27 protein-coding genes and 1 pseudogene are annotated in these 26022 nt (G+C 60.5%); 18 read left to right on the top strand and 10 right to left on the bottom strand.

The features are described from left to right. Positions 1–51: 51 nt before the first annotated feature. Complete coding sequence (locus tag ABVN19_RS02150) at positions 52–2106, top strand: c-type cytochrome (RefSeq protein ID WP_105642210.1); 2055 nt, start codon at positions 52–54, stop codon at positions 2104–2106. Between the two features lie 146 nt (positions 2107–2252). Further along, the gene (locus tag ABVN19_RS02145) at positions 2253–3368 is read left to right on the top strand and encodes a succinylglutamate desuccinylase/aspartoacylase family protein (protein WP_028943498.1); all 1116 of its coding nucleotides are present in this window, start codon (positions 2253–2255) and stop codon (positions 3366–3368) included. Positions 3369–3390: 22 nt separating this feature from the next. Here the strand turns inward: ABVN19_RS02145 and ABVN19_RS02140 are convergent, their stop codons facing one another. Continuing rightward, complete coding sequence (locus tag ABVN19_RS02140) at positions 3391–3624, bottom strand: hypothetical protein (RefSeq protein WP_028943497.1); 234 nt, start codon at positions 3622–3624, stop codon at positions 3391–3393. A 100-nt stretch (positions 3625–3724) separates the two neighbouring features. Then, positions 3725–4291, bottom strand: a complete 567-nt coding sequence (dcd, locus tag ABVN19_RS02135) for a dCTP deaminase (RefSeq protein WP_028943496.1) — start codon at positions 4289–4291, stop codon at positions 3725–3727. 350 nt (positions 4292–4641) lie between these two features. Here dcd and ABVN19_RS02130 point away from each other — a divergent pair, with 350 nt between their 5' ends. Beyond that, positions 4642–4851, top strand: coding sequence for a cold-shock protein (locus ABVN19_RS02130; RefSeq protein ID WP_028943495.1), 210 nt, complete (start codon positions 4642–4644; stop codon positions 4849–4851). A 120-nt stretch (positions 4852–4971) separates the two neighbouring features. On the opposite strand, the gene apbC is transcribed toward ABVN19_RS02130, so the two are convergent. Next, positions 4972–6066, bottom strand: coding sequence for an iron-sulfur cluster carrier protein ApbC (apbC, locus tag ABVN19_RS02125; protein WP_028943494.1), 1095 nt, complete (start codon positions 6064–6066; stop codon positions 4972–4974). 156 nt (positions 6067–6222) lie between these two features. On the opposite strand from apbC, the gene metG reads away from it, so the two are divergent. From metG to ABVN19_RS02085, 8 genes and pseudogenes are all read left to right on the top strand, one after another. Further along, a complete protein-coding gene (gene metG, locus ABVN19_RS02120) occupies positions 6223–8262 on the top strand; it encodes a methionine--tRNA ligase (RefSeq protein WP_028943493.1) in 2040 nt (679 codons plus the stop codon). A 90-nt stretch (positions 8263–8352) separates the two neighbouring features. Next, positions 8353–8934: an Rnf-Nqr domain containing protein gene (locus tag ABVN19_RS02115; protein ID WP_028943492.1), complete on the top strand. Its 582-nt coding sequence runs from the start codon at positions 8353–8355 to the stop codon at positions 8932–8934. After that, positions 8931–9737 (top strand): annotated as a pseudogene (gene rsxB, locus ABVN19_RS02110) (electron transport complex subunit RsxB); the annotation flags it as partial. The gene ABVN19_RS02115 and the pseudogene rsxB, both read left to right, overlap by 4 nt. 34 nt (positions 9738–9771) lie before the next feature. Continuing rightward, the gene (locus tag ABVN19_RS02105) at positions 9772–10758 is read left to right on the top strand and encodes an RnfABCDGE type electron transport complex subunit D (protein WP_028943490.1); all 987 of its coding nucleotides are present in this window, start codon (positions 9772–9774) and stop codon (positions 10756–10758) included. Continuing rightward, positions 10755–11372: an RnfABCDGE type electron transport complex subunit G gene (locus ABVN19_RS02100; protein WP_105642212.1), complete on the top strand. Its 618-nt coding sequence runs from the start codon at positions 10755–10757 to the stop codon at positions 11370–11372. Before ABVN19_RS02105 ends, ABVN19_RS02100 begins: the two co-directional genes overlap by 4 nt. Next, positions 11365–11889, top strand: a complete 525-nt coding sequence (locus tag ABVN19_RS02095) for an Rnf-Nqr domain containing protein (RefSeq protein ID WP_105642213.1) — start codon at positions 11365–11367, stop codon at positions 11887–11889. Before ABVN19_RS02100 ends, ABVN19_RS02095 begins: the two co-directional genes overlap by 8 nt. A 4-nt stretch (positions 11890–11893) precedes the next feature. Further along, on the top strand, positions 11894–12532 hold the full coding sequence (gene nth / locus ABVN19_RS02090) for an endonuclease III (protein ID WP_028943487.1): 639 nt from the start codon (positions 11894–11896) through the stop codon (positions 12530–12532). A gap of 105 nt (positions 12533–12637) precedes the next feature. Further along, positions 12638–12817: a hypothetical protein gene (locus ABVN19_RS02085; protein ID WP_028943486.1), complete on the top strand. Its 180-nt coding sequence runs from the start codon at positions 12638–12640 to the stop codon at positions 12815–12817. Positions 12818–12921: 104 nt separating this feature from the next. Here the strand turns inward: ABVN19_RS02085 and ABVN19_RS02080 are convergent, their stop codons facing one another. Beyond that, the gene (locus ABVN19_RS02080) at positions 12922–13548 is read right to left on the bottom strand and encodes a response regulator transcription factor (RefSeq protein WP_028943485.1); all 627 of its coding nucleotides are present in this window, start codon (positions 13546–13548) and stop codon (positions 12922–12924) included. A gap of 432 nt (positions 13549–13980) precedes the next feature. Between ABVN19_RS02080 and ABVN19_RS02075 the strand changes: the two genes are divergently transcribed. After that, the gene (locus ABVN19_RS02075) at positions 13981–14502 is read left to right on the top strand and encodes a hypothetical protein (protein WP_105642214.1); all 522 of its coding nucleotides are present in this window, start codon (positions 13981–13983) and stop codon (positions 14500–14502) included. Between the two features lie 44 nt (positions 14503–14546). On the opposite strand, the gene ABVN19_RS02070 is transcribed toward ABVN19_RS02075, so the two are convergent. Both ABVN19_RS02070 and ABVN19_RS02065 read right to left on the bottom strand, forming a co-directional pair. Continuing rightward, the gene (locus tag ABVN19_RS02070; protein WP_028943483.1) at positions 14547–15764 is read right to left on the bottom strand and encodes an argininosuccinate synthase; all 1218 of its coding nucleotides are present in this window, start codon (positions 15762–15764) and stop codon (positions 14547–14549) included. 129 nt (positions 15765–15893) lie between these two features. Then, on the bottom strand, positions 15894–16844 hold the full coding sequence (locus ABVN19_RS02065) for an OmpA family protein (protein ID WP_036989697.1): 951 nt from the start codon (positions 16842–16844) through the stop codon (positions 15894–15896). Between the two features lie 130 nt (positions 16845–16974). Here ABVN19_RS02065 and pyrC point away from each other — a divergent pair, with 130 nt between their 5' ends. Both pyrC and rnt read left to right on the top strand, forming a co-directional pair. Next, a complete protein-coding gene (pyrC, locus tag ABVN19_RS02060; protein ID WP_105642215.1) occupies positions 16975–18021 on the top strand; it encodes a dihydroorotase in 1047 nt (348 codons plus the stop codon). Next, positions 18018–18686 carry a ribonuclease T gene (gene rnt / locus ABVN19_RS02055; protein WP_028943481.1) on the top strand — a complete coding sequence of 223 codons (669 nt, stop codon included), beginning with the start codon at positions 18018–18020 and terminating at the stop codon, positions 18684–18686. Before pyrC ends, rnt begins: the two co-directional genes overlap by 4 nt. A 62-nt stretch (positions 18687–18748) precedes the next feature. Here rnt and ABVN19_RS02050 read toward each other — a convergent pair whose 3' ends face one another. Beyond that, the gene (locus tag ABVN19_RS02050; RefSeq protein WP_028943480.1) at positions 18749–19351 is read right to left on the bottom strand and encodes a peroxiredoxin; all 603 of its coding nucleotides are present in this window, start codon (positions 19349–19351) and stop codon (positions 18749–18751) included. A 232-nt stretch (positions 19352–19583) separates the two neighbouring features. Here ABVN19_RS02050 and ABVN19_RS02045 point away from each other — a divergent pair, with 232 nt between their 5' ends. After that, positions 19584–19802 carry a bacterioferritin-associated ferredoxin gene (locus tag ABVN19_RS02045; protein WP_028943479.1) on the top strand — a complete coding sequence of 73 codons (219 nt, stop codon included), beginning with the start codon at positions 19584–19586 and terminating at the stop codon, positions 19800–19802. Positions 19803–20001: 199 nt separating this feature from the next. Beyond that, positions 20002–20472, top strand: a complete 471-nt coding sequence (bfr, locus tag ABVN19_RS02040) for a bacterioferritin (protein WP_028943478.1) — start codon at positions 20002–20004, stop codon at positions 20470–20472. A 55-nt stretch (positions 20473–20527) separates the two neighbouring features. Here bfr and grxD read toward each other — a convergent pair whose 3' ends face one another. After that, positions 20528–20863: a Grx4 family monothiol glutaredoxin gene (grxD, locus tag ABVN19_RS02035; protein ID WP_105642216.1), complete on the bottom strand. Its 336-nt coding sequence runs from the start codon at positions 20861–20863 to the stop codon at positions 20528–20530. Between the two features lie 92 nt (positions 20864–20955). Next, positions 20956–23064, bottom strand: a complete 2109-nt coding sequence (locus ABVN19_RS02030) for a molybdopterin oxidoreductase family protein (RefSeq protein ID WP_105642217.1) — start codon at positions 23062–23064, stop codon at positions 20956–20958. A 364-nt stretch (positions 23065–23428) separates the two neighbouring features. Here ABVN19_RS02030 and argF point away from each other — a divergent pair, with 364 nt between their 5' ends. Together argF and ABVN19_RS02020 are read left to right on the top strand one after the other, a co-directional pair. Continuing rightward, a complete protein-coding gene (gene argF / locus ABVN19_RS02025) occupies positions 23429–24349 on the top strand; it encodes an ornithine carbamoyltransferase (protein ID WP_028943475.1) in 921 nt (306 codons plus the stop codon). Further along, complete coding sequence (locus ABVN19_RS02020) at positions 24346–25455, top strand: ABC transporter ATP-binding protein (protein WP_028943474.1); 1110 nt, start codon at positions 24346–24348, stop codon at positions 25453–25455. The genes argF and ABVN19_RS02020 overlap by 4 nt, the downstream gene beginning before the upstream one ends. A gap of 84 nt (positions 25456–25539) precedes the next feature. On the opposite strand, the gene ybaK is transcribed toward ABVN19_RS02020, so the two are convergent. Then, positions 25540–26010 (bottom strand): Cys-tRNA(Pro) deacylase, encoded by a 471-nt coding sequence (ybaK, locus tag ABVN19_RS02015; RefSeq protein WP_028943473.1) that lies wholly within the window; start codon positions 26008–26010, stop codon positions 25540–25542. Positions 26011–26022 lie beyond the last annotated feature (12 nt).

Raw genomic sequence — 26022 nt, 5'->3', positions numbered from 1 at the left:
ACACCTGCGCCCAAGGATCGCTCCAGGCCGGGTGAATAAAGGAATATTGCAATGGCTTGTGCCCTTTCACGTCTGGCGCTATACGCCGCGACGTTGTTGTTGATCCCAACCCTTCACGCCAGCGACGCAGCGCCGGCAACAACCCCACCTGAACCGGTCGACAACACCCAGCTCGAACGCGGCAAGTACGTGGCACAACTGGGCGACTGCATCGCCTGCCACACCGCCCCCAAGGGCCCACTCATGGCCGGTGGCCTGCAGTTGAAAACGCCCATGGGCATTATCTACTCCAGCAACATTACGCCCGACCCGGACACCGGCATTGGCCGCTACAGCTTCGAGCAGTTCGACACGGCCATGCGCGAGGGTGTGAGGGCGGACGGCACCCACCTCTATCCGGCCATGCCTTATCCGTCCTACGCAAAAATGACCGAAGAGGATATGCGCGCACTCTTTGCCTACCTGATGCACGACGTTCCACCGATCAGCCGCTCCAACCAGTCTGCCAACATGAGCTGGCCGTTCAACATGCGTTGGGGCCTGGCGTTCTGGAACTGGGCCTTCCTCGACACCCAGCCGTTTGAAGCCGACCCCGACCAGGACCCTGTGATCAATCGCGGGGCTTACCTGGTACAGGGCCTGGGACATTGCGGTGCCTGCCACACACCTCGGGGCATTGCCTTCCAGGAAAAAGCCCTGAGCGATGCCGGCAGCAGCGGCAAGCACTTTCTCGCCGGCGAAACCGTAGAGCACTGGCGTGCCTTGAGCCTGCGCAACTTGTGGACGGTACCGGACACCGTGCAATTGCTCAAAACCGGACAAAATCGCTTTGCCACCGTTTCGGGCAACATGGCTGAAGTCATCCATCACAGTACCCAGCACTTCAGCGATGCCGACCTCGTCGCCATCGCCAGCTACCTCAAATCCTTGCCGCCGGGAGAGCATGACTTGCCCATGCCGGCCGTAGCGCTGACACCGGCCATGCCGCCGGATGACCTGTACAGCAGCCGTGGCGGCCTGGGCTACACACAGTTCTGCAGCGACTGTCACCGCACCGACGGTGCAGGCGTCAAAGGCATGTTTCCACCGCTTGCCGGCAACCCCAGCGTGACCTCGAACGACCCGACTTCCTTGCTGCATATCACCCTCACCGGCTGGAAAACTGCGCAGACCGCAACCCACTCACGGGTCTACACCATGCCCGGCTTCGCTCGCCTGTCGGATCAGGAAATCGCCGAGATACTCACCTTCGTACGTGGGCACTGGGGCAACGACAGCCCGGCCGTCACCGCCCAGCAGGTGAAGAAACTGCGTGGCCAGCTCAACCCGCAAACGACTGATTCAACCGCGTTCCAGACGCCACGCCTGGCCGACCTGCTGGCAGCCCCGAACGCCGAGCAAGTCGTGCGCGGTATGCGCCTGCACCTGCAGACCAAGGCACTGTTGCCCGACAACGTCGGCAACGCCCTGAACTGCACAAGCTGCCACCTGAACGCCGGTACCGTGGCCGACGGCTCGCCCTTTGTCGGCGTGTCGGCCTTCTTCCCCGGCTACGCGCCGCGCGCCGGCAAAGTGATTACCCTGGAGGAACGTATCAACGGCTGCTTCCGTCGCTCCATGAACGGCACGCCGATCCCGCCTCAATCGGCCGACATGCAGGCCATGGTGGCGTACTTCGAGTGGATGAAGAACAACACCCAGCCTGGCGACAAGGTGGCCGGACGCGGTGTCGGCAAGATCGACCCGGCTATCAAGCCAGACCTCGCCAATGGCCAGCAGGTGTACGTCAAGCAATGCGCGGTATGTCACGGCAGCAATGGTGAAGGTCTGGCACGCGACGATGGCAGCCTGGTGTTCCCGCCATTGTGGGGAGAACAGTCGTTCAACATCGGTGCCGGCATGGCGCGCACCTACACGGCAGCGGCCTTCGTCAAACGCAACATGCCGATCGGCTTCCACGAACGCTTCCCGCTGGGCCAGGGCGGCTTGAGTGATCAGGAGGCGGTGGATGTCGCCGCGTGGTTCTCGCAACAGCCCCGGCCTGACTTCCCCGACAAGGCCAAGGACTGGCCCAACGGCGGCAAGCCGGTGGATGCTCGTTACTGATCCGTAGCAGCGGGCTCGCTCCGCGATGGCAATCTACCTGAACGATTGCTATCACGGGGCAAGCCCGCGCCTACAAGTAAGGGACTGCGCGCCTGGAAACTTTATGCTTATATCAACCTTTCCAGGACCGACTCACTAGGACCGTTATGCATCACTCGACCCACGACATTCTGGCGCCGGTTCCAGGCATCGCCCGCCAGATTCACAGCTTTCATTTCGGCCCACGAGGTGCCGGCAAAATTTATATCCAGGCATCACTGCACGCAGACGAGCTGCCCGGCATGCTGGTGGCCTGGCATCTCAAGCAGCGCCTGGCAGAGCTCGAAGCAAAGGGCATGCTGCGCCGCGAAATCGTATTGGTTCCGATTGCCAACCCGGTGGGCCTGGAGCAGGTACTGATGGACGTGCCGCTCGGCCGTTTCGAGCTGCAAAGCGGAGAAAACTTCAACCGCAACTTTGTCGACCTGAGCGACGCTATCGGTGATCAGATCGAGGCCCACTTGAGCCAGGATCCTGCGCACAACGTGGCCTTGATTCGCGAGTACCTGCGGCGCGCCCTGGATGCCCATCCTGCACACACGCCCCTGCAATCCCAGCGCCTGACACTGCAACGATTGGCCTGCGATGCGGAGATGGTGCTGGACCTGCACTGTGATTTCGACGCCGTCGCGCACCTGTACACCACGCCAGAGGCCTGGCCGCAGGTCGAACCCCTGGCGCGCTACCTCGGCACCCAGGCCAGCCTGCTGGCCACCGACTCGGGCGGGCAGTCGTTCGACGAGTGTTTCACCCTGGTCTGGTGGCAGCTGCACCAACGCTTTGGCAAACAGTTTCCCATTCCCCAGGGCAGCTTTTCGGTCACGGTCGAACTGCGTGGTCAGGGCGATGTGAACCACCCGCTGGCAAAACAGGACTGCACGGCGATTCTCGATTACCTGATGCATTACGGCGCTATCGAAGCCGAAGCTGCCCAGATGCCTGCGTTGCTCTACCCGGCAACGCCATTGGCAGGCGTCGAGCCGGTTGCAACGCCTTTGGGCGGGCTACTGGTGTTTCATGTCGAACCTGGCCAGTACCTGGAGGCAGGCCAGCTGATCGCAGAAGTGATTGACCCGCTCAATGACCGCGTGACACCGGTGAGCAATGCCCAGCCTGGCCTGCTGTACGCACGCTCACTGCGCCGCATGGCCACCGCGGGCATGGTCATCGCCCACGTTGCCGGTCGGCAGGCTTACCGCAGCGGCTATCTGCTATCGCCTTGAAGCGGTAAACCTGGAGCTCGGCTCAGGCCACAGGCGCGGGAGGCGGCTCGTCAGGCAGGGTCGGTTCGCCCGGCTCCATAGGCGGAACCTCACCGGGTTGCGGCGTCTCGGGGGTGTCTGGGTCAGGTTGACCAGGCACACCACCGGCGTGGGCGATGTGCGGATGCGGATGAGCCATCAACGACCAGGCCAGCACGCCGACATGGTTGGGCTGCAACACGGCCAGCTTGGCGCTGATGGTAGGGTCGAGTTTCATGGGGCAGCTCCTGGGTGAAGTGCGCCAGGCCTGTTGCCTGGCGAAACAGTTCACTGCATTGGAGTCTGCCTGCGGCAAGGAATTCCCTCGGCTTGTCGGCTCAGGTGCGTGGCAGGGTGACGCCGCGCTGGCCCTGGTACTTGCCGCCACGGTCCTTATAGGACACTTCACACTCTTCGTCGGATTCGAGGAACAGCATCTGGGCGACACCCTCGTTGGCGTAGATTTTCGCCGGCAAGGTGGTGGTGTTGGAGAACTCCAGGGTCACATGGCCTTCCCACTCCGGCTCCAGCGGGGTGACGTTGACGATGATGCCGCAGCGTGCATAGGTGCTTTTACCCAGGCAGATGGTCAGCACATTGCGCGGAATGCGGAAGTACTCGACGGTCCGGGCCAGGGCGAAGGAGTTGGGAGGGATGATGCAGACATCGCTCTTGACGTCGACAAAGCTGCCAGCGTCGAAATTCTTTGGATCGACGGTTGCCGAGTTGATGTTGGTGAAGACCTTGAACTCGTCGGCGCAGCGCACATCGTAGCCGTAGCTGGAAACACCGAAGGAGATCAGCCGGTTGTCGCTCTCACCGCGCACCTGGCGCTCGACGAACGGCTCGATCATGCCGTGTTCCTGCGCCATGCGGCGAATCCACTTGTCCGATTTGATGCTCATGGCGGGTGTCCTGAAGTAACGAGGTGAAGAAATTCTGTGGCGCATCTTACCGGGCCGGGCGCCGGGTTCAAAGTTTCATCCACTGCAAGGCAGCGAATCCCCGCCCGGCGGGGCTTGTAGCTAGCCCACCAACACCGTCAGTCATGATTTGCGCGAAAGCTGAACAAGACCATTGGCACGTTCTGGAAAAAGGGTTAAGGTGACGCCACTGTGCTGCACGTGTCACTGAGAATATCTACCTGATGCAAGATCTCGATCAACCCATCTTCATGAATTTTCTGCCTCTTTGCACTCAGTCTCGGCCAGGGCGTTTCCTGAGCCGTAGTTAACTTTGTCCAAGGAGACAGACCATGTCCAATCGCCAAACCGGTACCGTTAAGTGGTTCAACGATGAAAAAGGCTTCGGCTTCATCACCCCACAATCCGGTGACGACCTGTTCGTACACTTCAAAGCCATCAAGGCTGACGGCTTCAAGAGCCTGAAAGAAGGCCAGCAGGTTTCTTTCATCGCTACCCGCGGTCAGAAAGGCATGCAGGCTGAAGAAGTAGAAGTTATCTAACTTCCGCTTTACAGCTTGAAAAAAGCCCCGCCCTCAACAGGCGGGGCTTTTTTATGCCCGGTTTTTTTCGCCGGGCGAGCCCGCTCCTACGGTAGGAGCGGGCTCGCCCGGCGATGAGCCTCAATCCTCGCTGATGGTGATGCTCGGCATTGCCGGCGCAGCCGCTTCCTGCAATACAATCCGTGCGCCCACCTGGCGAGCCAACTCCTGGTATACCATGGCAATCTGGCTTTCCGGTTCGGCAATGGCTGTCGGCTTGCCGCTGTCAGCCTGTTCGCGAATCAGCATCGACAGCGGCAACGAGGCCAGCAGTTCAACGCCATATTGCGCCGCAAGCTTCTCGCCCCCACCCTCACCGAACAGATGCTCGGCATGACCACAGTTCGAGCAGATGTGGACCGCCATGTTCTCGACCACACCCAGCACCGGAATATTGACCTTGCGGAACATCTCGACCCCTTTCTTGGCATCTAGCAGCGCCAGGTCCTGGGGGGTGGTGACGATCACCGAACCTGCAACCGGCACTTTCTGCGCCAGGGTCAACTGGATGTCACCCGTGCCTGGCGGCATGTCGATCACCAGGTAGTCGAGGTTGTCCCAGGCGGTCTGGGTCACCAGTTGCAGCAAGGCACCGGACACCATCGGACCGCGCCAGACCATCGGCGTGTTGTCATCGGTCAGGAACGCCATCGACATTACTTCTACGCCATGGGCCTTGAGCGGCACGAACCACTTCTGGTCACGGATCTGCGGGCGAGTGCGCTCGGGTATACCGAACATCACACCCTGGCTCGGACCGTAGATGTCCGCATCCAGAATGCCCACGCGGGCGCCTTCACGCGCCAGCGCCAACGCCAGGTTAGCGGCGGTAGTGGATTTGCCCACCCCCCCCTTGCCCGAGGCCACGGCAATGATGTTCTTGACGTTGGCCAGGCCAGGAATCTGGGCCTGGGCCTTGTGCTCGGCAATCACGCAACTGATCTCGACCTTCGCTGCGGCGACGCCGTCGATACCCTCGACGGCCGTTTGCAGGACCTGGGCCCAGCCATTCTTGAACAGACCGGCGGCATAACCGAGCTGTAGCTGAACATTGACCCGGTCGCCCTGGATGTCGATGGCCTGCACACAACCGGCGCTGACCGGGTCCTGGTTCAGATAAGGGTCGGTGTACTGGCGAAGAACGGCTTCGACGGCTGCGCGAGTGACGGCACTCATGGAGACTCCCGTGATAAAGACTGAGTAAAACAGGCGACTATGCTAACCCGCGAAACATCCATAGATACGTACATGGGGTGAAATAAATTTCCCGGCGTTTTATAGTGGCCGATCACCGTTTCATCTCAAGTAGCCGAAAAAAGTAGCCGAGCCCCCATGTCCGAGCCCCGTCAGATTCTCGTCACCAGCGCCCTGCCCTATGCCAATGGTTCGATCCACCTTGGCCATATGCTCGAGTACATCCAGACAGACATGTGGGTGCGCTTTCAGAAGCATCGCGGCAACCAGTGCGTGTATGTCTGTGCAGACGACGCCCATGGGTCGGCCATCATGCTGCGCGCCGAGAAGGAGGGCATCACCCCGGAGCAACTGATTGCCGCCGTCCAGGCCGAGCACAGTGGGGATTTCGCCGACTTCCTGGTGGATTTCGACAATTTCCACTCGACCCACGCCGAAGAAAACCGCGAGCTGTCGAGCCAGATCTACCTCAAGCTGCGTGATGCCGGGCACATTGCCACCCGCTCGATCACCCAGTACTTCGACCCGGACAAGAAAATGTTCCTGGCCGACCGTTTCATCAAGGGCACCTGCCCCAAGTGTGCCGCCGACGACCAGTACGGCGACAACTGCGAAAAATGCGGTGCCACCTACGCGCCCACCGAGCTGAAGAACCCGAAGTCGGCGATTTCCGGTGCCACCCCGGTGCTCAAGGACTCCCAGCACTTCTTCTTCAAGCTGCCTGACTTCCAGGCCATGCTTCAACAGTGGACCCGCAGCGGCACCTTGCAAGACGCCGTGGCCAACAAGATCGCCGAGTGGCTGGATGCTGGCCTGCAGGAATGGGACATCTCCCGTGACGCCCCGTACTTCGGCTTCGAGATCCCTGACGAGCCCGGCAAGTACTTCTATGTCTGGCTGGATGCGCCGATCGGCTACATGGCCAGCTTCAAGAACCTGTGTGACCGCCGCCCGGAGCTGGACTTCGACGCGTTCTGGAACAAGGACTCCAAGGCCGAGCTCTACCACTTCATCGGCAAGGACATCGTCAACTTCCACGCCCTGTTCTGGCCTGCCATGCTCGAAGGCGCCGGCTACCGCAAGCCGACCGGCATCAACGTCCACGGCTACCTGACCGTCAACGGCTCGAAGATGTCCAAGTCGCGCGGCACGTTCATCAAGGCCCGTACCTACCTGGACCACCTGTCGCCGGAATACCTGCGCTACTACTACGCGGCCAAGCTTGGCCGTGGCGTCGATGACCTGGACCTGAACCTGGAAGACTTCGTCCAGAAGGTCAACTCCGACCTGGTCGGCAAGGTGGTCAACATCGCCAGCCGCTGCGCCGGTTTCATCCACAAGGGCAACGACGGCGTGATGGTCGACGGCGACGCCGCGCCAGAGCTGACCGAAGCCTTCCTCGCTGCAGCGCCAAGCATTGCCGAGGCCTATGAAGGCCGCGACTTTGCCCGTGCCATGCGCGAGATCATGGGCCTGGCCGACCGCGCCAATGCCTGGATCGCCGACAAGGCCCCGTGGTCGTTGGCCAAGCAGGAAGGCAAGCAGGACGAAGTCCAGGCCATCTGCGCCCAAGGCATCAACCTGTTCCGCCAACTGGTGATTTTCCTCAAGCCGGTACTGCCACTGCTGGCTGCCGACGCCGAGGCTTTCCTCAACGTGGCGCCACTGACCTGGGCCGATCACCAGACCCGCCTGACCAACCACAAGCTGAACCCGTTCAAGGCCCTGATGAGCCGCATCGACCCGGTCAAGGTCGAGGCCATGGTTGCCGCGTCCAAAGAAGACCTGGCCGCCAGCCAGACCAGCGTCGTGACCGGCAACGGCGAGCTGGCCAAAGACCCGCTGTCGGCGGAGATCGATTTCGACACCTTCGCGGCTGTCGACCTGCGTGTGGCGCTGATCCTCAAGGCTGAAGCCGTGGAAGGCGCCGACAAGCTGCTGCGCCTGACCCTGGATATCGGTGACGAGCAGCGCAACGTGTTCTCCGGCATCAAGTCGGCCTACCCGGACCCGGCCAAGCTCGAAGGTCGCCTGACCATGATGATCGCCAACCTCAAACCGCGCAAAATGCGCTTCGGCATCTCCGAAGGCATGGTGATGGCCGCAGGCCCGGGCGGCGAAGAGATCTACCTGCTCAGCCCCGACAGCGGTGCCAAGCCAGGCCAGCGCATCAAGTAAACCCCACGCCCCGGACGTTTGCGTCCGGGGCGTTCTCTTCCTCGCGTCATTGCCGGATAATGGCGAACAGCCCTGGCATTCGGCACTTCCATGAGCGAACTCATCCTGGCCCTGATCAGCGCCGCGCTGATCAACAACCTGGTCCTGCACCAGGCGCTGGCCATCGACCCGCTGCTGCAACCCTCGGTCGATAACGACCGACGCAGGGTACATGCCCTGGGCCTGGCAACCCTCGCGCTACTGGCACTTGCCACCTGCCTGGGCCAGCTTATCTACCGACTTGCCCTGCAACCCCTGCAGCTCGAGTACCTTCGCCTGTTCGTATTCCTGCCCCTGTGCGTAGTGCTGATCGAGCCATTGCTGGGGTTGTTGTCGCGCGCTCTGCCTGCCCTGCCCTTCGACGGCTTGATGCCGTTGCTGCTGGGCAATACAGGGCTCCTGGGATTGACCCTCCAGATCACTCAGGGTGGTTACGCAGTGATGCAGACGCTGGCTTGGGGCTTGGGTGGAGGGCTGGGCTTCTGGCTGGCGCTGAGCCTGTTCGACGACCTGCGCCAGCGTAGCGACCATAACGCAATACCCTTGGCCTTTCGCGGCCTGCCCATCGAGTTGATCGGGGCAGGCGTGATGGCCTTGGCGTTTCTCGGCTTCAATGGATTATTCACATCATGAGTCTGATTCAACGCATCGACGCCCTGCTGCCGCAAACCCAGTGCGGAAAGTGCGGCCACCCTGGCTGCAAGCCTTATGCAGAGGGGTTGGCCAAGGGCGAAGCGATCAATAAGTGTCCACCCGGTGGTAGCGAAACCATCGCTGCACTGGCCAGCCTGCTGCAGGTTCCGGTCATTGCCCTGGACCCTGAGCGCGGCACTGCGCCGGCGCAAGTCGCCTACATCCGCGAAGCAGAGTGCATTGGCTGCACCAAATGCATCCAGGCCTGTCCAGTGGATGCCATCGTCGGCGCAGCCAAACTGATGCACACGGTTATCAGCGCCGAATGCACCGGTTGCGACCTGTGCGTGGCACCTTGTCCGGTGGACTGCATTGACCTGCTGCCACTGACCGCTACCAGCAACATCGTGGCGATTGTCGGCGGGTTGGACCCTGACGCCGACACCCTGGCGACGCGTACCCGTAAACGCAACCAGGCTCGGCGCCGCTTCGAGCTGCGCAACAGCCGGCTGGAGCGCGAAGAGGCGCGCAAACAGGCAGAGCGCACGGCCCGTAGCCAGCGCACCGCGGCGCCAGGCACTGCCAGCCCCGGCGCGACAGCCGATGACCCGATCAAAGCCGCCATCGAGCGGGTCAAGGCGCAGAAGGCAGCCGCAGCCGATGCCGCCCTGAAACAAGCCAAGATTGCTGCCGCCATGAGCAGGGCCCAACTGAGCAAGGCACGGGCTGCCTTTGGCGCTACGCCAAACGATGCCCAGCAGGCCCAGCTGACTGAACTGGAGCAAGCGGCCGAACACGCCCAGGCACGTCTACACGCCCTGCAACCGGTCGCCGATCATGCCAGCCACTGACTCCAGCGATCGCCTGCGCAGCACGATGTCGCTGGTGCTGCTGGCGTGCATGCCGGGCGTGCTGACGTTGCTCTGGCAACATGGCTGGGGGATGCTGTTCAACCTTGTGTTGTGCGCAGGCTCGGCGCTGGCCAGCGAGGCCATTTCACTCAAGCTGCAACAACGCCCGGTGCGGTCTTCGCTCAATGACGGGAGCGCTCTGGTCAGCGCCTGCCTGCTGGCTGTTGCCTTGCCCGCCTATGCCCCCTGGTGGGTGCCGGTCATCGCCAGCGCCAGCGCCATTGCCCTGGGCAAGCAGCTTTACGGCGGCGTTGGCAGGAACCCGTTCAACCCGGCGATGCTCGGCTATGCCGTGGTGCTGCTCACCTTTGCACAGTCCATGACCCAGTGGCCCGGCGTACAGCTGCTGGACCTGGCCTCAAGCCTGCACTATGTGTTTGCCTGGAGCGGCACCGAACAACCCGACGCCTGGGCCCAGGCCACGGTCCTCGATGCCCTGCGCAACAACCGCAGCCTGACCCTGGACGAGCTGTTCGCCAGTCACCCTGGCTTTGGTCATTTCGGCGGCCAGGGCAGTGAGTGGGCCAACCTGGCGTTTCTGCTCGGTGGCTTGCTGTTACTGCAACGCAAGGTGTTCACCTGGCATGCACCGGTTGGCCTGCTGGCGAGCCTTTTCGTCATGAGCCTGGTGTTCTGGAATGGTTCGGGCTCAGACTCCAATGGCTCACCACTGCTGCATTTGCTCAGTGGCTCGACCATGCTGGCAGCATTTTTCATCGCCACCGAGCCGGTCTCCGGGCCCAAGTCAGCACAGGCCCGATTGATGTTCGGGATCGGAATTGGGGTATTGATCTACCTGATACGGACCTGGGGCAGCTACCCCGACGGCACCGCCTTTGCCGTGCTGTTGATGAACCTTTGTGTGCCGGCGCTCGAGCGCTGGGCCGAACGTCGGCAGGCGGTTCCCTCTTGAACCTGTCTGCAACAGGCAAGTGGATACTGCTGGTGCTCATTGCCGCATTGAGCATCGGCAGCGTCATCATCTGGCATCGCCTGGGCACTGATGCCATCGACCAGGCACAACAACAGCTCAAGGCGCAAACCTGGCTCAGCGTGCTGCCGCAAACTCTCTACGACAATCACCCCTTGCAGGCGCCCTTGGCACTGGACACCGCCCCCCTCGCCCACAGCCGGTTACTGGCAGGCTATCGCGCCACATTGGCGGGCCAGCCCAGCGCTGTGGTGCTGCACAGTCTGGCACAGGGGTATGGCGGCCCCCTTGAACTGCTGATCGCCATTGATTCACAAGGACGCCTGATCGGCAGCAAGGTACTGCGCCAGCAAGAGACGCCAGGCCTTGGCGCCGCCGTGGCAGCACCAGACAACCACTGGCTGCAGGGCTTTGTCGGGAACAGCCGGCAGACGACTCCCGACGCCGCCTGGTCGCTCAAGCGCGACAACGGTCAATTCGATCAGTTGGCGGGGGCTACCATCACCTCCCGCGCCGTCATTCATGCCGTGCACGACGCCTTGCGCTACTTCGACGAGCATCGGCAGGTGTTACTGGGAGAGCGCAGCAATGAATAAGCAATGGCTTGCCGCCGTAAGCCTGGCGCCGCTGCTGGGCGCCACTCAGACGCTACACAACGCTGGCGCCATTGCCGGCCTGAGTGTCCTGGTGATCACCCTGCACCACCTGGCAATGAGCCCACTGCACCGCTGGCTCGACGGCCCCGGCAGGCTGATTGCCAGCGTACTGCTATCGGCGGGGTTGACCACCTGCCTGGAGCTTGGGCTTCGTACCTGGGCCCTGCCGTTGTACCTGGCGCTTGGCCCTTATCCGGCACTGATCGCCGTACAATGCCTGGTGTTTGAACACGCCCGTGGCGACACCCAGACCTTGCGGCAATCAGCCATCGTGTTGCTCGGTTTTGCTGCCCTGGCCTTGGGCCTGGGTGCTGGCCGCGAGTTTCTGGCGCAATGGGCAGGAATTCGCCTGGCCGCCCTGCTGCCTGGGGCGCTGATATTGATGGGCCTGCTACTGGCCCTGTACAACCGGGTTTGCCATGGGCGAGCCCCCTTACGTCGTCAAGGAAACCTTTGACCCCATGAATGCTGCCAAACGCCTGGAAATCTTTCGCAGGCTGCACGAAGACAACCCTGAGCCCAAGACAGAACTGGCCTATACCACGCCGTTCGAGCTGCTGATCGCGGTGATTCTTTCAGCCCAGGCCACGGACGTCAGTGTCAACAAGGCCACGGCCAAGTTGTACCCTGTCGCCAACACCCCCGAAGCCATTCATGCGCTGGGGGTCGACGGACTGTCGGCGTACATCAAGACCATCGGGCTTTACAACAGCAAGGCCCGCAACGTTATCGAAACCTGTCGCCTGTTGATTGAAAAACACGCAAGCCAGGTGCCGGAAACCCGCGAAGCACTCGAAGCGCTGCCCGGCGTAGGCCGCAAGACTGCCAACGTGGTACTCAACACAGCGTTCCGGCAAGTGGCGATGGCAGTGGACACGCATATTTTCCGGGTCAGCAACCGTACAGGCATTGCGCCCGGCAAAACGGTGCTTGAAGTCGAGAAGGCATTGATGAAGTTCGTACCCAAGGCCTACCTGCTCGACGCACACCATTGGTTGATCCTGCACGGGCGCTATGTATGCCAGGCGCGCAAACCGCGCTGCGGTAGCTGCCGGATCGAGGACTTGTGCGAATACAAGCAGAAAACCTCTGACGATTGAGAAGATAGTGAAATATGTACCAGGTCGATTGAAAAAATCTTTTTTACCAGCTCAAGGATTCTCGCTATAAGGTGCGCCAATGGCCCTCTTGGCTTGGAGTGACTTATGAGCACCGATAAAGAAGACCTGGATGTAGATGAAGATTTCACGCCGGCAGAGGCCGATGACGTGGAACCCGTTGTTGAAGTGGCAAAGACCAACCTCAGCAAACGTCGCACCATCGACAATCTGCTGGAAGAACGTCGCTTGCAGAAGCAACTCGCCGAGTTCGACTTCGACCTCTGACGCCACGCCATCCTCGGTCCGGGTGACTCACCCGGACACTCGAGCATTCAGTACCCGCTCAAACACAAAAGCCTCCGCAAGGAGGCTTTGTCGTTCCTGGAGCGTCAGACCAGACCGTTGCGTTGAGCCAGCTCGATCAGGTCTACCAGTGACCGCGCATTGAGCTTGAGTAGCAGCCGGGTCTTGTAGGTACTGACCGTTTTGTTGCTCAAGAACATGCCGTCGGCAATTTCCTTGTTGGTTTTACCACGGGCCAATTGCTGCAACACCATCATCTCTCGCCCTGACAGTCGCTCTACCATGTCGGCCTCGGTCGCCCCGCCCAGGTTGGAACGTACAGAATGCAGCGCCTGGTTCGGAAAATAGCTGTAGCCGGACAGCACCGCCTTGATGGCACTGAGCAGTTCCGTCAGGTCCTGCTGCTTGCAAACATAGCCGGCAGCGCCGGCCTGCATGCAGCGCATTGAGAAATGCCCGGGAGCTTGCGACGTCAGTACGAGAACCTTGACCCCTGGACAGGTGGAGTTGAGCCGGGCGATGACCTCAAGACCATCGAGCTTGGGAATGCCGATATCCAGAATGACGATATCCGGGCCATGCTCGCGCGCCAGTTGCAGCGCATCTACACCATTGTCTGTCTCCGCGATGACCTCATAGCCATGTCGCTCCATCAACATGCGTACAGCCAGGCGAATGACAGGGTGATCATCCACGATCAGCACTTTATTCATGGGCAAATCCAATTGTTTGCTGTTCGATATTTTGTCCCCGCACAATAGCCTAGTTACAGGACAAACTGTATTACGCTAATAACAGATAAATGCATACAAAGACACAACCTACAAATGCGGCAGACAATTCCTACAGATGTAACTACCACACACGGCACCAGAGTAGAGCCGCCCGCGCCAGTAGAGATAAATCTCTAAACCACACAACAAGGTAGCAGCACTATATATAAGCACCCCATCAACAACGCGATAGCCGGCGCAGGAAAAATCAACTTCACACGTTTGATAAATACCAAACACAAACAGTTAACAACCTGCAGACTCCCTTTAAAGCACAATCATTTCCCCTGACAGAAACGCAACCCCCTACCCGGCGCGCACTGCCCATAGTACATAACCTTGAACTTGACTCAGTCGAAGGGAGCAAAGGCCATGAGCAGAAGCGAGCCGCGTAGCCCGTTGACGATCATCGCGATTTTCGCGGGCATTATTGAGGCGTCTGCGCTGGCCTCACTACCGTTCCTGGGGGAGGACAGCCAGGGAATCTATACATGGTTTCTAGTCGGCTTTCCTTTCTTCCTCACCGTGCTGTTCTTTCTTACCCTGAACTTCAATTACAAATCCCTGTGTTCGCCAGACCTGCTTGAGACAGCCACATCGACTCCGCCACTGGCGGACCCGGAAGATCCCTCTGCCGTCAAGTCACAACCCGTGAAGAAAAATACAGACATTGTTGAAAACCCTGCCAAGCACGCCCCGGAACCGGCCGAACGCAATGAAATACCAGCAACTACGGTCACCATCAGCTTGAAGGGTGCAGGCGCCCAGCAAAGGCTCGACGCCTTTGTTGCCCAGGCGCTGCGTGAGCCCGGAGGGCCTTGCGACACCTGGATAATCTGCAATCTGGAAGCCGGTACTCAAATCACCTTGGTGTCCCAAGTGATCAGCCAATAAAAAACCCCGGACCAGGCCGGGGTTCTTTTGGATCAAGGCGTCGTTCAGATCAACGAGCGGCCCTTGTTGGCGGCAATACGCATGCGCAGGGCGTTGAGCTTGATGAAGCCCGCTGCGTCGGCCTGGTTGTAAGCGCCGCCATCTTCTTCGAAGGTGGCGATGTTGGCGTCGAACAACGAGTCATCGGACTTGCGACCGGTAACGATCACATTGCCCTTGTACAGCTTCAGACGAACCACGCCGTTCACGTTGACCTGCGAGGCGTCGATCATCTGCTGCAGCATCAGACGCTCCGGGCTCCACCAGTAGCCGGTGTAGATCAGGCTGGCGTACTTGACCATCAGCTCATCCTTGAGGTGAGCCACTTCGCGGTCCAGGGTGATCGACTCGATCGCCCGGTGGGCGCGCAGCATGATGGTGCCGCCCGGGGTTTCGTAGCAACCACGGGACTTCATGCCGACATAACGGTTCTCGACGATGTCCAGGCGACCGATACCGTTCTCGCCGCCGATGCGGTTCAAGGTAGCCAGTACGGTGGCCGGAGTCATCTCGACGCCGTCCAGGGCGACGATGTCACCGTTGCGGTAGGTCAGTTCCAGGTAGGTTGGAACGTCTGGCGCGGTTTCTGGCGACTTGGTCCAGCGCCACATGTCTTCTTCGTGCTCGGTCCAGGTATCCTCCAGCACGCCGCCTTCATAGGAGATGTGCAGCAGGTTGGCGTCCATCGAGTACGGCGACTTCTTCTTGCCGTGGCGCTCGATCGGGATGCCGTGCTTCTCGGCATAGTCCATGAGCTTCTCGCGGGACAGCAGGTCCCACTCGCGCCATGGAGCAATGACCTTGACCCCTGGCTTGAGCGCATAGGCACCCAGTTCGAAACGCACCTGGTCGTTGCCCTTGCCGGTGGCGCCATGGGAAATGGCGTCGGCGCCGGTTTCGTTGGCGATTTCAATCAGGCGCTTGGCGATCAGCGGACGGGCGATGGAAGTACCCAGCAGGTACTCGCCTTCATAGACGGTGTTGGCGCGGAACATCGGGAACACGAAGTCTCGGACGAACTCTTCGCGCAGGTCATCGATGTAGATTTCCTTCACGCCCATGGCCTGAGCCTTGGCGCGGGCCGGTTCGACCTCTTCGCCCTGACCCAGGTCAGCGGTGAAAGTCACCACTTCACAGTTGTAGGTATCCTGCAGCCACTTGAGAATCACCGAAGTATCAAGGCCGCCGGAATACGCCAGTACGACCTTTTTTACGTCCGCCATGCCATCACTCCACGGGGTTGTACGGAAAGCCGTCGATTCTACCGGCCTTGCGGCAAAATTTACAGTGGGGCGACAGCTTGTGACGACAAAGCGACAGGAACTGTCGAGAGCGCGACGGACGGTCGCAGCTCAGGACTTGACCGAGGGCTTGGTGGTTTCGGCCTGGACTGCCGGCGCCTGGGTTGCCGCAGGCGTCTCGGATGCATTTTCCATCGGCTTTTCCACGGGCGCCACACGGTCCAGCTGGATGTTGACCCGACGGTTACGCGCCCGATTGGCCGAGGAATTGTTCTTGGCCAGTGGGTAGCGTTCGCCATGAAAGCGAACGGTCATTTGGTCTTCAGCAATACCATGAGCCTTGAAGTACTCCATGACTGCCAGCGCCCGGCGCCTTGAGAGGTCGCGATTGGTCAGGCGATTGCCACTGTTGTCCGAGTGACCGTCGAGTTCGATATGGTTGACCGTAGGGTCGGCCTTGATAAAGTCCAGGATTACGTCCAGACGGGCCTTGGCATCGACGTCCAGGTCAATGCCACCACCGGGAAAACCGACACGCGCCTGGCGCACCTGATCGAAATTCATGGGTAGCAGCTTGGCGGCGCACACCTGATAGTCGCCGTATGCCTTGCTGAATTTCACCGGCAACAGGCGCACTTCTATTGCCCGACCGGCTTCACCTGCATAATTGCGCACCACGGTACTGCGTCCGTCGAGCAAGCCGTTGATCAGGCGACTGGCCTGGCCCTGGGAGCTGATGAAGAGCACGCCGCTGCGGGCCATGCGCACCGCCCCCAGGTTGATATCCGCACGACCTGGCTGCCAGGGCGCGGCGGCTGCAAACAGGGTCGCGGAGCCGCTGCCCAGTGCGTTGGTGCTCGAACGCAATTGAAACGTGGCCTGCTCGCCGGCACGGCGCACGAATTCACCACTGCCGAAATCGGCAATCGGCTGGACCAGCCGGCACTCGAACTGATCGCCTTCGACCTTCCACTCGATATTCTCCAGACGGGTCTGGAACGTGAGTGCCGTCGCGGGCAAGCAGGCAAACACACTGAGCAAGGCAAGATAACGCTGGCGCACGGGAGGCTCCACAGATTTTCACGGTATACCTGCAGGCTATCGGTCAGGTGCGGCAAAACTTGATAGAAAGTGCTCGAACCCGGCTTTTCCGGTAGCATTCAGCTTGAGTTCGACCCGCCTGGAATCCCCAATGTCCGACCGCCTGACCCTCCTGCGTCCCGATGACTGGCACATCCATCTTCGCGATGGCGCCGTGCTGCCCCATACCGTCGGCGACGTTGCGCGCACCTTTGCCCGCGCAATCATCATGCCCAACCTGGTACCACCGGTACGCAATGCCGCCGAAGCCGGCGCCTATCGCGAGCGCATCCTCGCCGCCCGTCCGGCCGGCAGCCGCTTCGAGCCGCTGATGGTGCTGTACCTCACCGACCGTACCCAGCCCGAGGAAATCCGCGCGGCCAAGGCCAGCGGTTTCGTGCATGCCGCCAAGCTCTACCCGGCCGGTGCGACCACCAACTCCGACTCCGGTGTCACCAATGTCGATAACATTTTCGCCGCACTCGAGGCCATGGCCGAGGTCGGCATGCCACTGCTGGTACACGGTGAAGTGACCCGCGGCGAGGTCGACGTATTCGACCGCGAGAAACTGTTCATCGACGAACACATGCGCCGTATCGTCGAGCGATTCCCGACCTTGAAAGTGGTGTTCGAACACATCACCACCAGCGATGCCGTACAGTTCGTCAACGAGGCCCCGGTCAATGTTGGCGCGACCATCACGGCCCAGCACCTGCTGTACAACCGCAACCACATGCTGGTTGGCGGTATTCGCCCGCACTTCTACTGCCTGCCGATCCTCAAGCGCAACACCCACCAGGTGGCCTTGCTGGACGCCGCCACCAGCGGCAGCAGCAAGTTCTTCCTGGGCACCGACTCGGCACCGCACGCCCGTCACGCCAAGGAAGCGGCCTGCGGTTGCGCCGGCTGCTACACCGCCTATGCGGCGATCGAGCTGTACGCCGAAGCGTTCGAGCAACGCAACGCCCTCGACAAGCTCGAAGGCTTTGCCAGCAAGCATGGCCCCGACTTCTACGGCCTGGCGCGCAACACCGACACCATTACCCTGGTTCGCGAAAGCTGGACCGCCCCAAGCAGCTTGCCGTTCGGCGAGCAAACCGTTATCCCGCTGCGCGCCGGTGAGCAACTGCGCTGGCGCCTGCTGGAGGAAACTGCGTGAGTGAAGATCTGTACGATGACCAGGACGGTCCAAGTGGTGGCCCCCGTCACCCAATGGCGGAACGTTTTCGCGGTTACCTGCCGGTAGTAATCGATGTGGAGACCGGTGGCTTCAACAGCGCCACCGATGCCCTGCTGGAAATCGCCGCCGTGACCATCGGCATGGACGAGAAAGGATTCCTGTTCCCGGAGCACACCTACTTCTTCCGCGTCGAACCGTTTGAAGGGGCAAATATCGAGCAGGCGGCGCTGGAGTTCACCGGTATCAAGCTCGATCATCCGTTGCGCATGGCCGTGAGCGAAGAGTCGGCCCTGACCGACATCTTCCGTGGCGTGCGCAAGGCGCTGAAGGCCAATGGCTGCAAGCGGGCGATCCTGGTCGGGCACAACAGCAGCTTCGACCTGGGCTTCCTCAATGCTGCCGTGGCGCGCAACGACATGAAACGCAACCCGTTTCATCCGTTCTCGAGCTTCGACACCGCGACCCTCGCCGGCCTCGCCTACGGCCAGACCGTACTGGCCCGTGCGTGCCAGAGCGCCGACATCGATTTCGACGGGCGTGAAGCCCACTCGGCGCGCTACGACACCGAGAAGACCGCCGAGCTATTCTGCGGCATCGTCAATCGCTGGAAGGAAATGGGCGGCTGGCAAGACTTCAACGACTGAAGCCCACTCCTCGCGGCACAAAAAAAACCGGCCATTGAGGCCGGTTTTTTTGTGGCTCGCTATTACAGCTTGCCAGCGTTCTCGCTCAGGTATGCAGCAACGCCTTCAGGCGAAGCGGTCATGCCCTTGTCGCCTTTCTTCCAGTTGGCAGGGCAGACTTCGCCGTGCTCTTCGTGGAATTGCAGGGCGTCGACCAGACGCAGCAGCTCGTCCATGTTACGGCCCAGCGGCAGGTCGTTGATGATCTGCGAACGAACGACACCCTTGTCGTCGATCAGGAACGCGCCACGGAAAGCGACGCCGCCTTCGGACTCTACGTCGTAGGCCTTGGCGATTTCGTGCTTCATGTCGGCAGCCATGATGTACTGGACCTGACCGATGCCACCGGCATTGATCGGGGTGTTGCGCCAGGCGTTGTGGGTGAAGTGCGAGTCGATCGACACGGCGATCACTTCAACGTTGCGGTCGCGGAACTCGGACATGCGGTGATCCAGAGCGATCAGCTCGGACGGGCAGACGAAGGTGAAGTCCAGTGGGTAGAAGAACACCAGGCCGTACTTGCCCTTGATGGCCGAAGCCAGGTTGAAGCTGTCGACGATTTCGCCATTGCCCAGCACGGCTGGAACGGTGAAGTCCGGGGCTTGTTTGCCAACGAGTACGCTCATTCGATATCTCCTGATGGTTTGAAACACGTTGCCAGGCAAGCTCCAGCCGACCTGACCACGCAAAGACCGGCCATGATACACGGCCAGGCGCTGCACGCCGAATTTCAGGCAACCTGATTCGAATCCTGCCGTCGGTCGCCCTGGCACGTCTCGTTCCGAATGAGCTTTGACAAGCATTCTCATTAACATTAAGCTTCTTCGCATTGAGCCTTTACCAGTGATGGTCTGCCCTATGTATGTGTGTCTTTGTGTTGGTGTAACCGACGGACAGATCCGCGATGCGATCTATGAAGGATGCTGCAGCTACAAGGACGTCAGAGCCGCTACGAATGTGGCGAGCCAGTGCGGCAAATGCGCCTGCCTGGCCAAGCAGGTAGTGCGTGAAACCTTGACCGAATTGCAGGTCAGCCAGGCCGCACTGCCCTACCCTGTGGAATTTACCGCCGCGTAAAAACAGCCCATTTGAAGAACCGGACCCAGCGTCCGGTTTTTTTATGCCTTTAATTCAACAAGTTAGGGTTAAAACGCGGAACACAAACATTCTTATTCCGATTAATTTTCACTTATTATTCAATAACTTAGGTTTGACAGCCGAAGTTGCGAAGCTCAAACTCCTGCTTATAGGCACACTTACAGGGCAGGACCCCATCATGAAAGGCGACGTTAGCGTCATCCAGCATCTCAACAAGATCCTCGGAAACGAGCTGGTCGCAATCAACCAATACTTCCTGCATGCCCGCATGTATGAAGACTGGGGTCTGGAGAAGCTCGGCAAGCACGAATACAAAGAATCCATCGACGAAATGAAGCACGCTGACAAACTGATCAAGCGCATTCTGTTTCTCGAAGGCATTCCCAACGTCCAGGACCTGGGCAAGCTGCTGATTGGTGAACACACCAAGGAAATGCTCGAGTGCGACCTGAAGATCGAGCAAAAAGGCCTGGTGGACCTCAAGGCCGCCATCGCCCACTGTGAAACCGTTGGCGACTTCGGCAGCCGTGAAATGCTCGAAGACATCCTCGAGTCCGAGGAAGAGCACATCGACTGGCTGGAAACCCAGTTGAGCCTGATTGACAAGGTCGGCCTGGAAAACTACCTGCAGTCGCAGATGGGCGAATAAACCATCCCATAAAAAAAGCCCCGCAATGCGGGGCTTTTTTTTACCAAACCTGTACTCAGGCCTTGGCCACCTCAGCCTTGGCTGCAGCTTCCTTGATCAGGGTCTGCAGTTCGCCGTTGGCAAACATCTCGGCCATGATGTCGGAACCGCCGACCAGTTCACCGGCAACCCACAGCTGTGGGAAGGTCGGCCAGTTGGCATACTTTGGCAGGTTGGCGCGGATTTCCGGATTCTGCAGGATATCCACGTAAGCGAATTTCTCGCCACAACCCATCACGGCTTGCGCCGCCTTGGCCGAAAAACCGCACTGCGGGGCATTCGGCGAGCCTTTCATGTAAAGCAGAATGGTGTTGTTGGCAATCTGCTCTTTGATTGTTTCGATGATATCCATGAAGCACCTCGCGGCTGAACTTTCCGACCTGGTTGTCGGCACGGTGACGCATTGTATCGGAAAGCCAAGCATGACGCTCGGCCTTGCCGATATCAGGCCGCAACCACTTGCACCGGCACGCCATTGAGCGCCGCATTACCCGACACGGCATCGAGTTGACGCTCGTCTGTCAGGTCGTTGGCGCTGGCGCCCGGCTGATGCTGTGCAATCTCCATGCGCACGCCGGCACGGGCATGGCCAAAACCATGAGGCAGGCTTACCACCCCAGGCATCATGTCTGCGCAGGCCTGCACCTCGACCTCGATGCTGCCGACCCGTGAACTGACTCGGACCCGCTGTCCATCCTGCAACTGTCGGGTATTCAGGTCCTCGGGATTCATGAGCAACTGATGGCGCGGCTTGCCTTTCACCAGGCGGTGATAGTTGTGCATCCAGGAGTTGTTGCTGCGTACATGTCGGCGACCAATCAATAGCAGTTGCTCCGACGGCGCCGGTGGCAAGCCGGCAAAGCGTTGCAGGTCGATGAGAATCTCCGGCGGCGCCGCCTGGATGCGCTGGCTGGCCGTTTTCAAGCGCGTCGCCAGGTTAGGCTGCAGCGGCCCCAGATCAATGCCGTGAGGGTGCTGGTCAAGCGTGTCGACCGACAGATTGAACGGTGTGCCTTCACCATAGCGCCCGCCTCGCAAGCCGAAGTCGATCATCTGCGCGGGTGGCAAAGTGGGCTTCAAAGGCTTGTCGCTGAGCCTGGCGAACGCCTTGGCCAGACCGACAAAGATTTCCCAGTCGTGCAACGCACCTTCAGGTTTGGGCAGGATCGCCCGATTGAAGCGACTGACATTGCGCACGGCAAAAAGGTTGAACGTGGTGTCGTAGTGATCGTTCTCCAGTGCCGAGGTGGATGGCAGGATCAAATCTGCGTAACGGGTGGTTTCGTTGATGTAGAGGTCAATACTGAGCATGAACTCAAGTCCGTCAAGGGCACGCTCCAACTGCCGGCCGTTGGGAGTGGACAGCACCGGATTGCCAGCGACTGTCACCAAGGCGCGAACCTGTCCCTCACCCTCGCACAGCATCTCTTCGGCCAGTGCCGCCACCGGCAGTTCGCCACCGTATTCCGGCAAACCGGAAACCCGGCTCTGCCAGGCATTGAAGTGCCCGCCACTCGTGCTGGCCACCAAGTCGACCGCAGGTTGTGTACACAAGGCGCCGCCGACCCGGTCCAGGTTGCCACTGACCAGGTTGATCAGTTGCACCAGCCAGTGGCAGAGCGTGCCGAAGGCCTGGGTCGAAATGCCCATGCGCCCATAGCAGACTGCCTTGTCGGCGGCGGCAAAGTCCCGGGCCAGTTGGCGGATGACTGCAGCATCGACCCCACACAATGGCGCCATTGCTTCGGCCGTGAAGGGTGCAATCGCCTGGCGCACTTCATCTAGCCCGTCGACCGGCAGCACCGTCGGACGCTCCAGGCCTTCACTGAACACGGTATTGAGCAGCCCGCACAGCAATGCCGCATCGCCACCAGGCCGGATGAACACATGCTGGTCGGCCACGGCCGCGGTTTCACTGCGACGCGGGTCGACCACCACCAGTTTGCCGCCACGGGCCTGGATGGCTTTCAAGCGCTTCTCGACGTCTGGCACGGTCATGATGCTGCCATTGGACGCCAGCGGGTTGCCGCCCAGGATCAGCATGAAATCGGTATGGTCAATGTCCGGGATCGGCAACAACAGCCCATGGCCATACATCAGGTAGCTGGTCAGGTGATGCGGCAACTGGTCGACCGAAGTCGCCGAAAACCGATTGCGGGTCTTGAGCAAGCCGAGGAAGTAGTTGCTGTGGGTCATCAGCCCATAGTTGTGCACGCTGGGGTTGCCCTGGTACACCGCCACGGCATTCTGCCCGTGGGCCTGCTGGATGGCCCAGAGCTTGTGCGCCGCGAGTTCGAACGCTTCGTCCCAACTGATCGCCTGCCAACTTTCGCCCACGCGCTTGTGCGGCGCATGCAGGCGATCAGGGTCGTTCTGGATGTCTTGAAGGGCCACAGCCTTGGGGCAGATATGGCCTCGGCTGAAGCTGTCCAGAGGGTCACCCTTGATCGAACTGATCCGCGGCCCGGTGTCCGCTTCGTGGGTGATTTCGATGGTCAGGCCACAAATGGCTTCGCACAGGTGGCAGGCACGGTGATGCACGGTCTTGTTCATGAGCACCTCTTTCGGGTGTCTGGTGATGCGCCTGACTATGAGCCTGGGGTGCGGTGACCACCAGCGAGTTTTGCCCCGTGAATCTCGCACCATCAGGCGCAGCGATTAGCTCGGGTGTTTGCAAAGGCGCCAGCGGGCAGTGTAAAACCCTTACGCAGTAATAAAAAAATCAGCCGCCCAATGGGTTACGGCACTGGCTGCGCTACAGCCGGTGAACGCCCCACTTGGTATGACGCGACATTTAATTATAGTATTGCGTCTCCCCCTAATTCGTCGCCCCGTGCGGCTTTCGCCGCAGGTCACTTCCGTTGTTTCTGAAAACCGGCACTGTTGATCTGCGGTCTGTTGCAAAAGGTAGTCAAACATGAGCGCTAGGCACTTTCTCTCCCTGATGGATTTCACTCCCGACGAACTGCTGAGTGTGATCCGTCGAGGCATCGAGCTGAAGGACCTGCGTAACCGCGGCGTACTGTTCGAGCCCCTGAAGAACCGCGTGCTGGGCATGATTTTCGAGAAGTCCTCGACCCGCACCCGGCTGTCGTTCGAGGCAGGCATGATCCAGCTCGGTGGCCAGGCCATCTTCCTGTCCCCGCGCGACACCCAGCTGGGCCGTGGCGAGCCGATCGGCGACTGCGCCATCGTCATGTCGCGCATGCTCGACGCGGTGATGATCCGCACCTTTGCCCACAGCACCCTGACCGAATTCGCCGCCAACTCCCGTGTACCGGTGATAAACGGCCTGTCCGATGATCTGCACCCCTGCCAGCTGCTGGCCGACATGCAGACCTTCCTTGAACACCGCGGCTCGATCCAGGGCAAGACAGTGGCCTGGATCGGCGACGGCAACAACATGTGCAACAGCTATATAGAAGCTGCCCTCCAGTTCGACTTCCAGTTGCGCATCGCCTGCCCGGCCGAGTACGAGCCCAATCCGGAATTCGTGGCCAAGGCCGGTGACCGCGTGCAGATCTTCCGCGAGCCCAAGGATGCCGTGCAGGGTGCCCACCTGGTGAGCACCGATGTCTGGACTTCCATGGGCCAGGAAGAGGAAACTGCACGGCGTCTGGCCTTGTTCGCGCCTTACCAGGTAACCCGCGAACTGCTCGACCTGGCAGCACCCGATGCCCTGTTCATGCACTGCCTGCCCGCACACCGCGGCGAGGAGATCAGCCTGGACCTGCTCGACGACCCGCGTTCGGTCGCCTGGGACCAGGCCGAAAACCGCTTGCATGCACAGAAGGCGCTTCTCGAATTTCTTGTTGAACCGGCCTATCACCACGCATGAGTCAGCCTTTACTGCTTAACCTGCGCAACCTCGCCTGCGGCTATGGCGAGGCGCGCATCGTCCAGAACCTCAACCTGCACCTCAACGCAGGCGACATCGGTTGCCTGCTGGGTTCCTCGGGCTGCGGCAAGACCACCACCCTGCGTGCTATCGCGGGTTTCGAGCCTGTACACGAAGGCGAAATCCAGCTGGCGGGCGAAGTCATCTCCAAGGCCGGGTTCACCCTGGCACCGGAGAAGCGCCGTATCGGCATGGTGTTCCAGGACTACGCACTGTTTCCACACCTGACGGTGGCGGAGAATATTGCCTTCGGTATCGGCAAGCACCCGCAACAGCAGCAGGTGGTTGCAGAAATGCTTGAGCTGGTAAAGCTCGGCGGCCTTGGCAAACGCTACCCCCATGAGCTTTCCGGAGGCCAGCAACAACGCGTTGCCCTGGCCCGAGCCCTGGCGCCCGAGCCGCAATTGCTGCTGCTCGACGAGCCCTTCTCCAATCTCGACGTAGAGCTGCGCAGACGCCTGAGCCACGAGGTTCGCGACATTCTCAAGAGCCGCGGCACCAGCGCCATTCTGGTCACTCACGACCAGGAAGAGGCCTTTGCCGTCAGCGATCACGTCGGCGTCTTCAAAGAAGGTCGCCTGGAGCAGTGGGACACCCCCTACAACCTCTATCACGAGCCGCTGACCCCCTTCGTGGCCAGCTTCATCGGCCAGGGTTATTTCATTCGCGGCCAACTGACCAGCCCGGAATCGGTACGTACCGAGTTGGGCGAACTGCGAGGCAACCGCGCCTACACCTTTACCCCGGGGAGTGCGGTGGACGTGCTGCTGCGCCCGGACGACATCATTCATGCCCCGCACAGTGCCCTTAAGGCGCTGATCGTGGGCAAGAGCTTCCTCGGCGCCTCCACCTTGTATCGCCTGCAACTGTCCACCGGCAGCCAACTCGAGGCGATTTTCGCGAGCCATATCGACCACCAGGTCGGGGCAGAGGTCGGTATCGAAGTGGCGGCCGATCACCTGGTACTGTTTGCGGTACCAGGTAGCGTGGCGGCGCAGTTGCCGGTACCCGAGAACGGCGTTCGCCGGTACAGCTCGGCGGTTTGACAACGCCTTCGCGGGCGAGCCCGCTCCTAACGCAGGAGCGGGCTCGCCCCGCGGCTACCCACTCGGATTGTCAGCATACGGACGTCAGGCGCGGGCGATCTCGGCAAATGTCGCCTGGGTGTGTTCAGCCAGTACCCTCGAAGACAACTCCACTTCCAGCCCACGCCGGCCAGCGCTGACAAAAATGGTTTCAAACGTTTCGGCAGATTGATCAATGAAGGTACGCAGGCGTTTCTTCTGACCCAGCGGACTGATACCGCCCAATAGATAGCCGGTGGAACGCTGGGCTGCCGCCGGATCGGCCATCTCGCACTTCTTGACGCCTGCCGCGTGGGCAAGCCCCTTCAGATCAAGACTACCCACCACCGGCACAACGGCCACCAGCAGCTCGCCCTTTTCACTGCTGGCCAACAGCGTCTTGAACACCCGCGAAGGCTCAAGGTCGAGCTTCTCGGCAGCCTCCAAACCATAAGAGGCCGCTTTGGGGTCGTGTTCGTAGCTGTGGATACGATGTTCAGCGCGAACCTTTTTCAGCAGATCCAGGGCGGGGGTCATGCAAAGCTCCAA

This window comes from Pseudomonas vranovensis (assembly GCF_040438935.1).
Taxonomy (GTDB): Bacteria; Pseudomonadota; Gammaproteobacteria; order Pseudomonadales; family Pseudomonadaceae; genus Aquipseudomonas; species Aquipseudomonas vranovensis.
The sequence above is the reverse complement of the archived record's forward strand: the minus strand, read 5'-3'. Positions and strand labels throughout refer to the sequence as shown.

Coding starts and splice junctions, on each gene's coding strand:
- apbC (WP_028943494.1), bottom strand. CDS start 6,066: ATGAGTGCCGTCACTCGCGCAGCCGTCGAAGCCGTTCTTCGCCAGTAC.
- dcd (WP_028943496.1), bottom strand. CDS start 4,291: ATGAGCATCAAATCGGACAAGTGGATTCGCCGCATGGCGCAGGAACAC.
- ABVN19_RS02020 (WP_028943474.1), top strand. CDS start 24,346: ATGAGTCAGCCTTTACTGCTTAACCTGCGCAACCTCGCCTGCGGCTAT.
- ABVN19_RS02105 (WP_028943490.1), top strand. CDS start 9,772: ATGCCAGCCACTGACTCCAGCGATCGCCTGCGCAGCACGATGTCGCTG.
- ABVN19_RS02075 (WP_105642214.1), top strand. CDS start 13,981: ATGAGCAGAAGCGAGCCGCGTAGCCCGTTGACGATCATCGCGATTTTC.
- ABVN19_RS02150 (WP_105642210.1), top strand. CDS start 52: ATGGCTTGTGCCCTTTCACGTCTGGCGCTATACGCCGCGACGTTGTTG.
- ABVN19_RS02140 (WP_028943497.1), bottom strand. CDS start 3,624: ATGAAACTCGACCCTACCATCAGCGCCAAGCTGGCCGTGTTGCAGCCC.
- metG (WP_028943493.1), top strand. CDS start 6,223: ATGTCCGAGCCCCGTCAGATTCTCGTCACCAGCGCCCTGCCCTATGCC.
- nth (WP_028943487.1), top strand. CDS start 11,894: ATGAATGCTGCCAAACGCCTGGAAATCTTTCGCAGGCTGCACGAAGAC.
- ABVN19_RS02115 (WP_028943492.1), top strand. CDS start 8,353: ATGAGCGAACTCATCCTGGCCCTGATCAGCGCCGCGCTGATCAACAAC.
- ABVN19_RS02130 (WP_028943495.1), top strand. CDS start 4,642: ATGTCCAATCGCCAAACCGGTACCGTTAAGTGGTTCAACGATGAAAAA.
- ABVN19_RS02070 (WP_028943483.1), bottom strand. CDS start 15,764: ATGGCGGACGTAAAAAAGGTCGTACTGGCGTATTCCGGCGGCCTTGAT.
- pyrC (WP_105642215.1), top strand. CDS start 16,975: ATGTCCGACCGCCTGACCCTCCTGCGTCCCGATGACTGGCACATCCAT.
- ABVN19_RS02030 (WP_105642217.1), bottom strand. CDS start 23,064: ATGAACAAGACCGTGCATCACCGTGCCTGCCACCTGTGCGAAGCCATT.
- ABVN19_RS02095 (WP_105642213.1), top strand. CDS start 11,365: ATGAATAAGCAATGGCTTGCCGCCGTAAGCCTGGCGCCGCTGCTGGGC.
- ABVN19_RS02145 (WP_028943498.1), top strand. CDS start 2,253: ATGCATCACTCGACCCACGACATTCTGGCGCCGGTTCCAGGCATCGCC.
- ABVN19_RS02050 (WP_028943480.1), bottom strand. CDS start 19,351: ATGAGCGTACTCGTTGGCAAACAAGCCCCGGACTTCACCGTTCCAGCC.
- ABVN19_RS02080 (WP_028943485.1), bottom strand. CDS start 13,548: ATGAATAAAGTGCTGATCGTGGATGATCACCCTGTCATTCGCCTGGCT.
- grxD (WP_105642216.1), bottom strand. CDS start 20,863: ATGGATATCATCGAAACAATCAAAGAGCAGATTGCCAACAACACCATT.
- argF (WP_028943475.1), top strand. CDS start 23,429: ATGAGCGCTAGGCACTTTCTCTCCCTGATGGATTTCACTCCCGACGAA.
- bfr (WP_028943478.1), top strand. CDS start 20,002: ATGAAAGGCGACGTTAGCGTCATCCAGCATCTCAACAAGATCCTCGGA.
- ABVN19_RS02045 (WP_028943479.1), top strand. CDS start 19,584: ATGTATGTGTGTCTTTGTGTTGGTGTAACCGACGGACAGATCCGCGAT.
- ybaK (WP_028943473.1), bottom strand. CDS start 26,010: ATGACCCCCGCCCTGGATCTGCTGAAAAAGGTTCGCGCTGAACATCGT.
- ABVN19_RS02085 (WP_028943486.1), top strand. CDS start 12,638: ATGAGCACCGATAAAGAAGACCTGGATGTAGATGAAGATTTCACGCCG.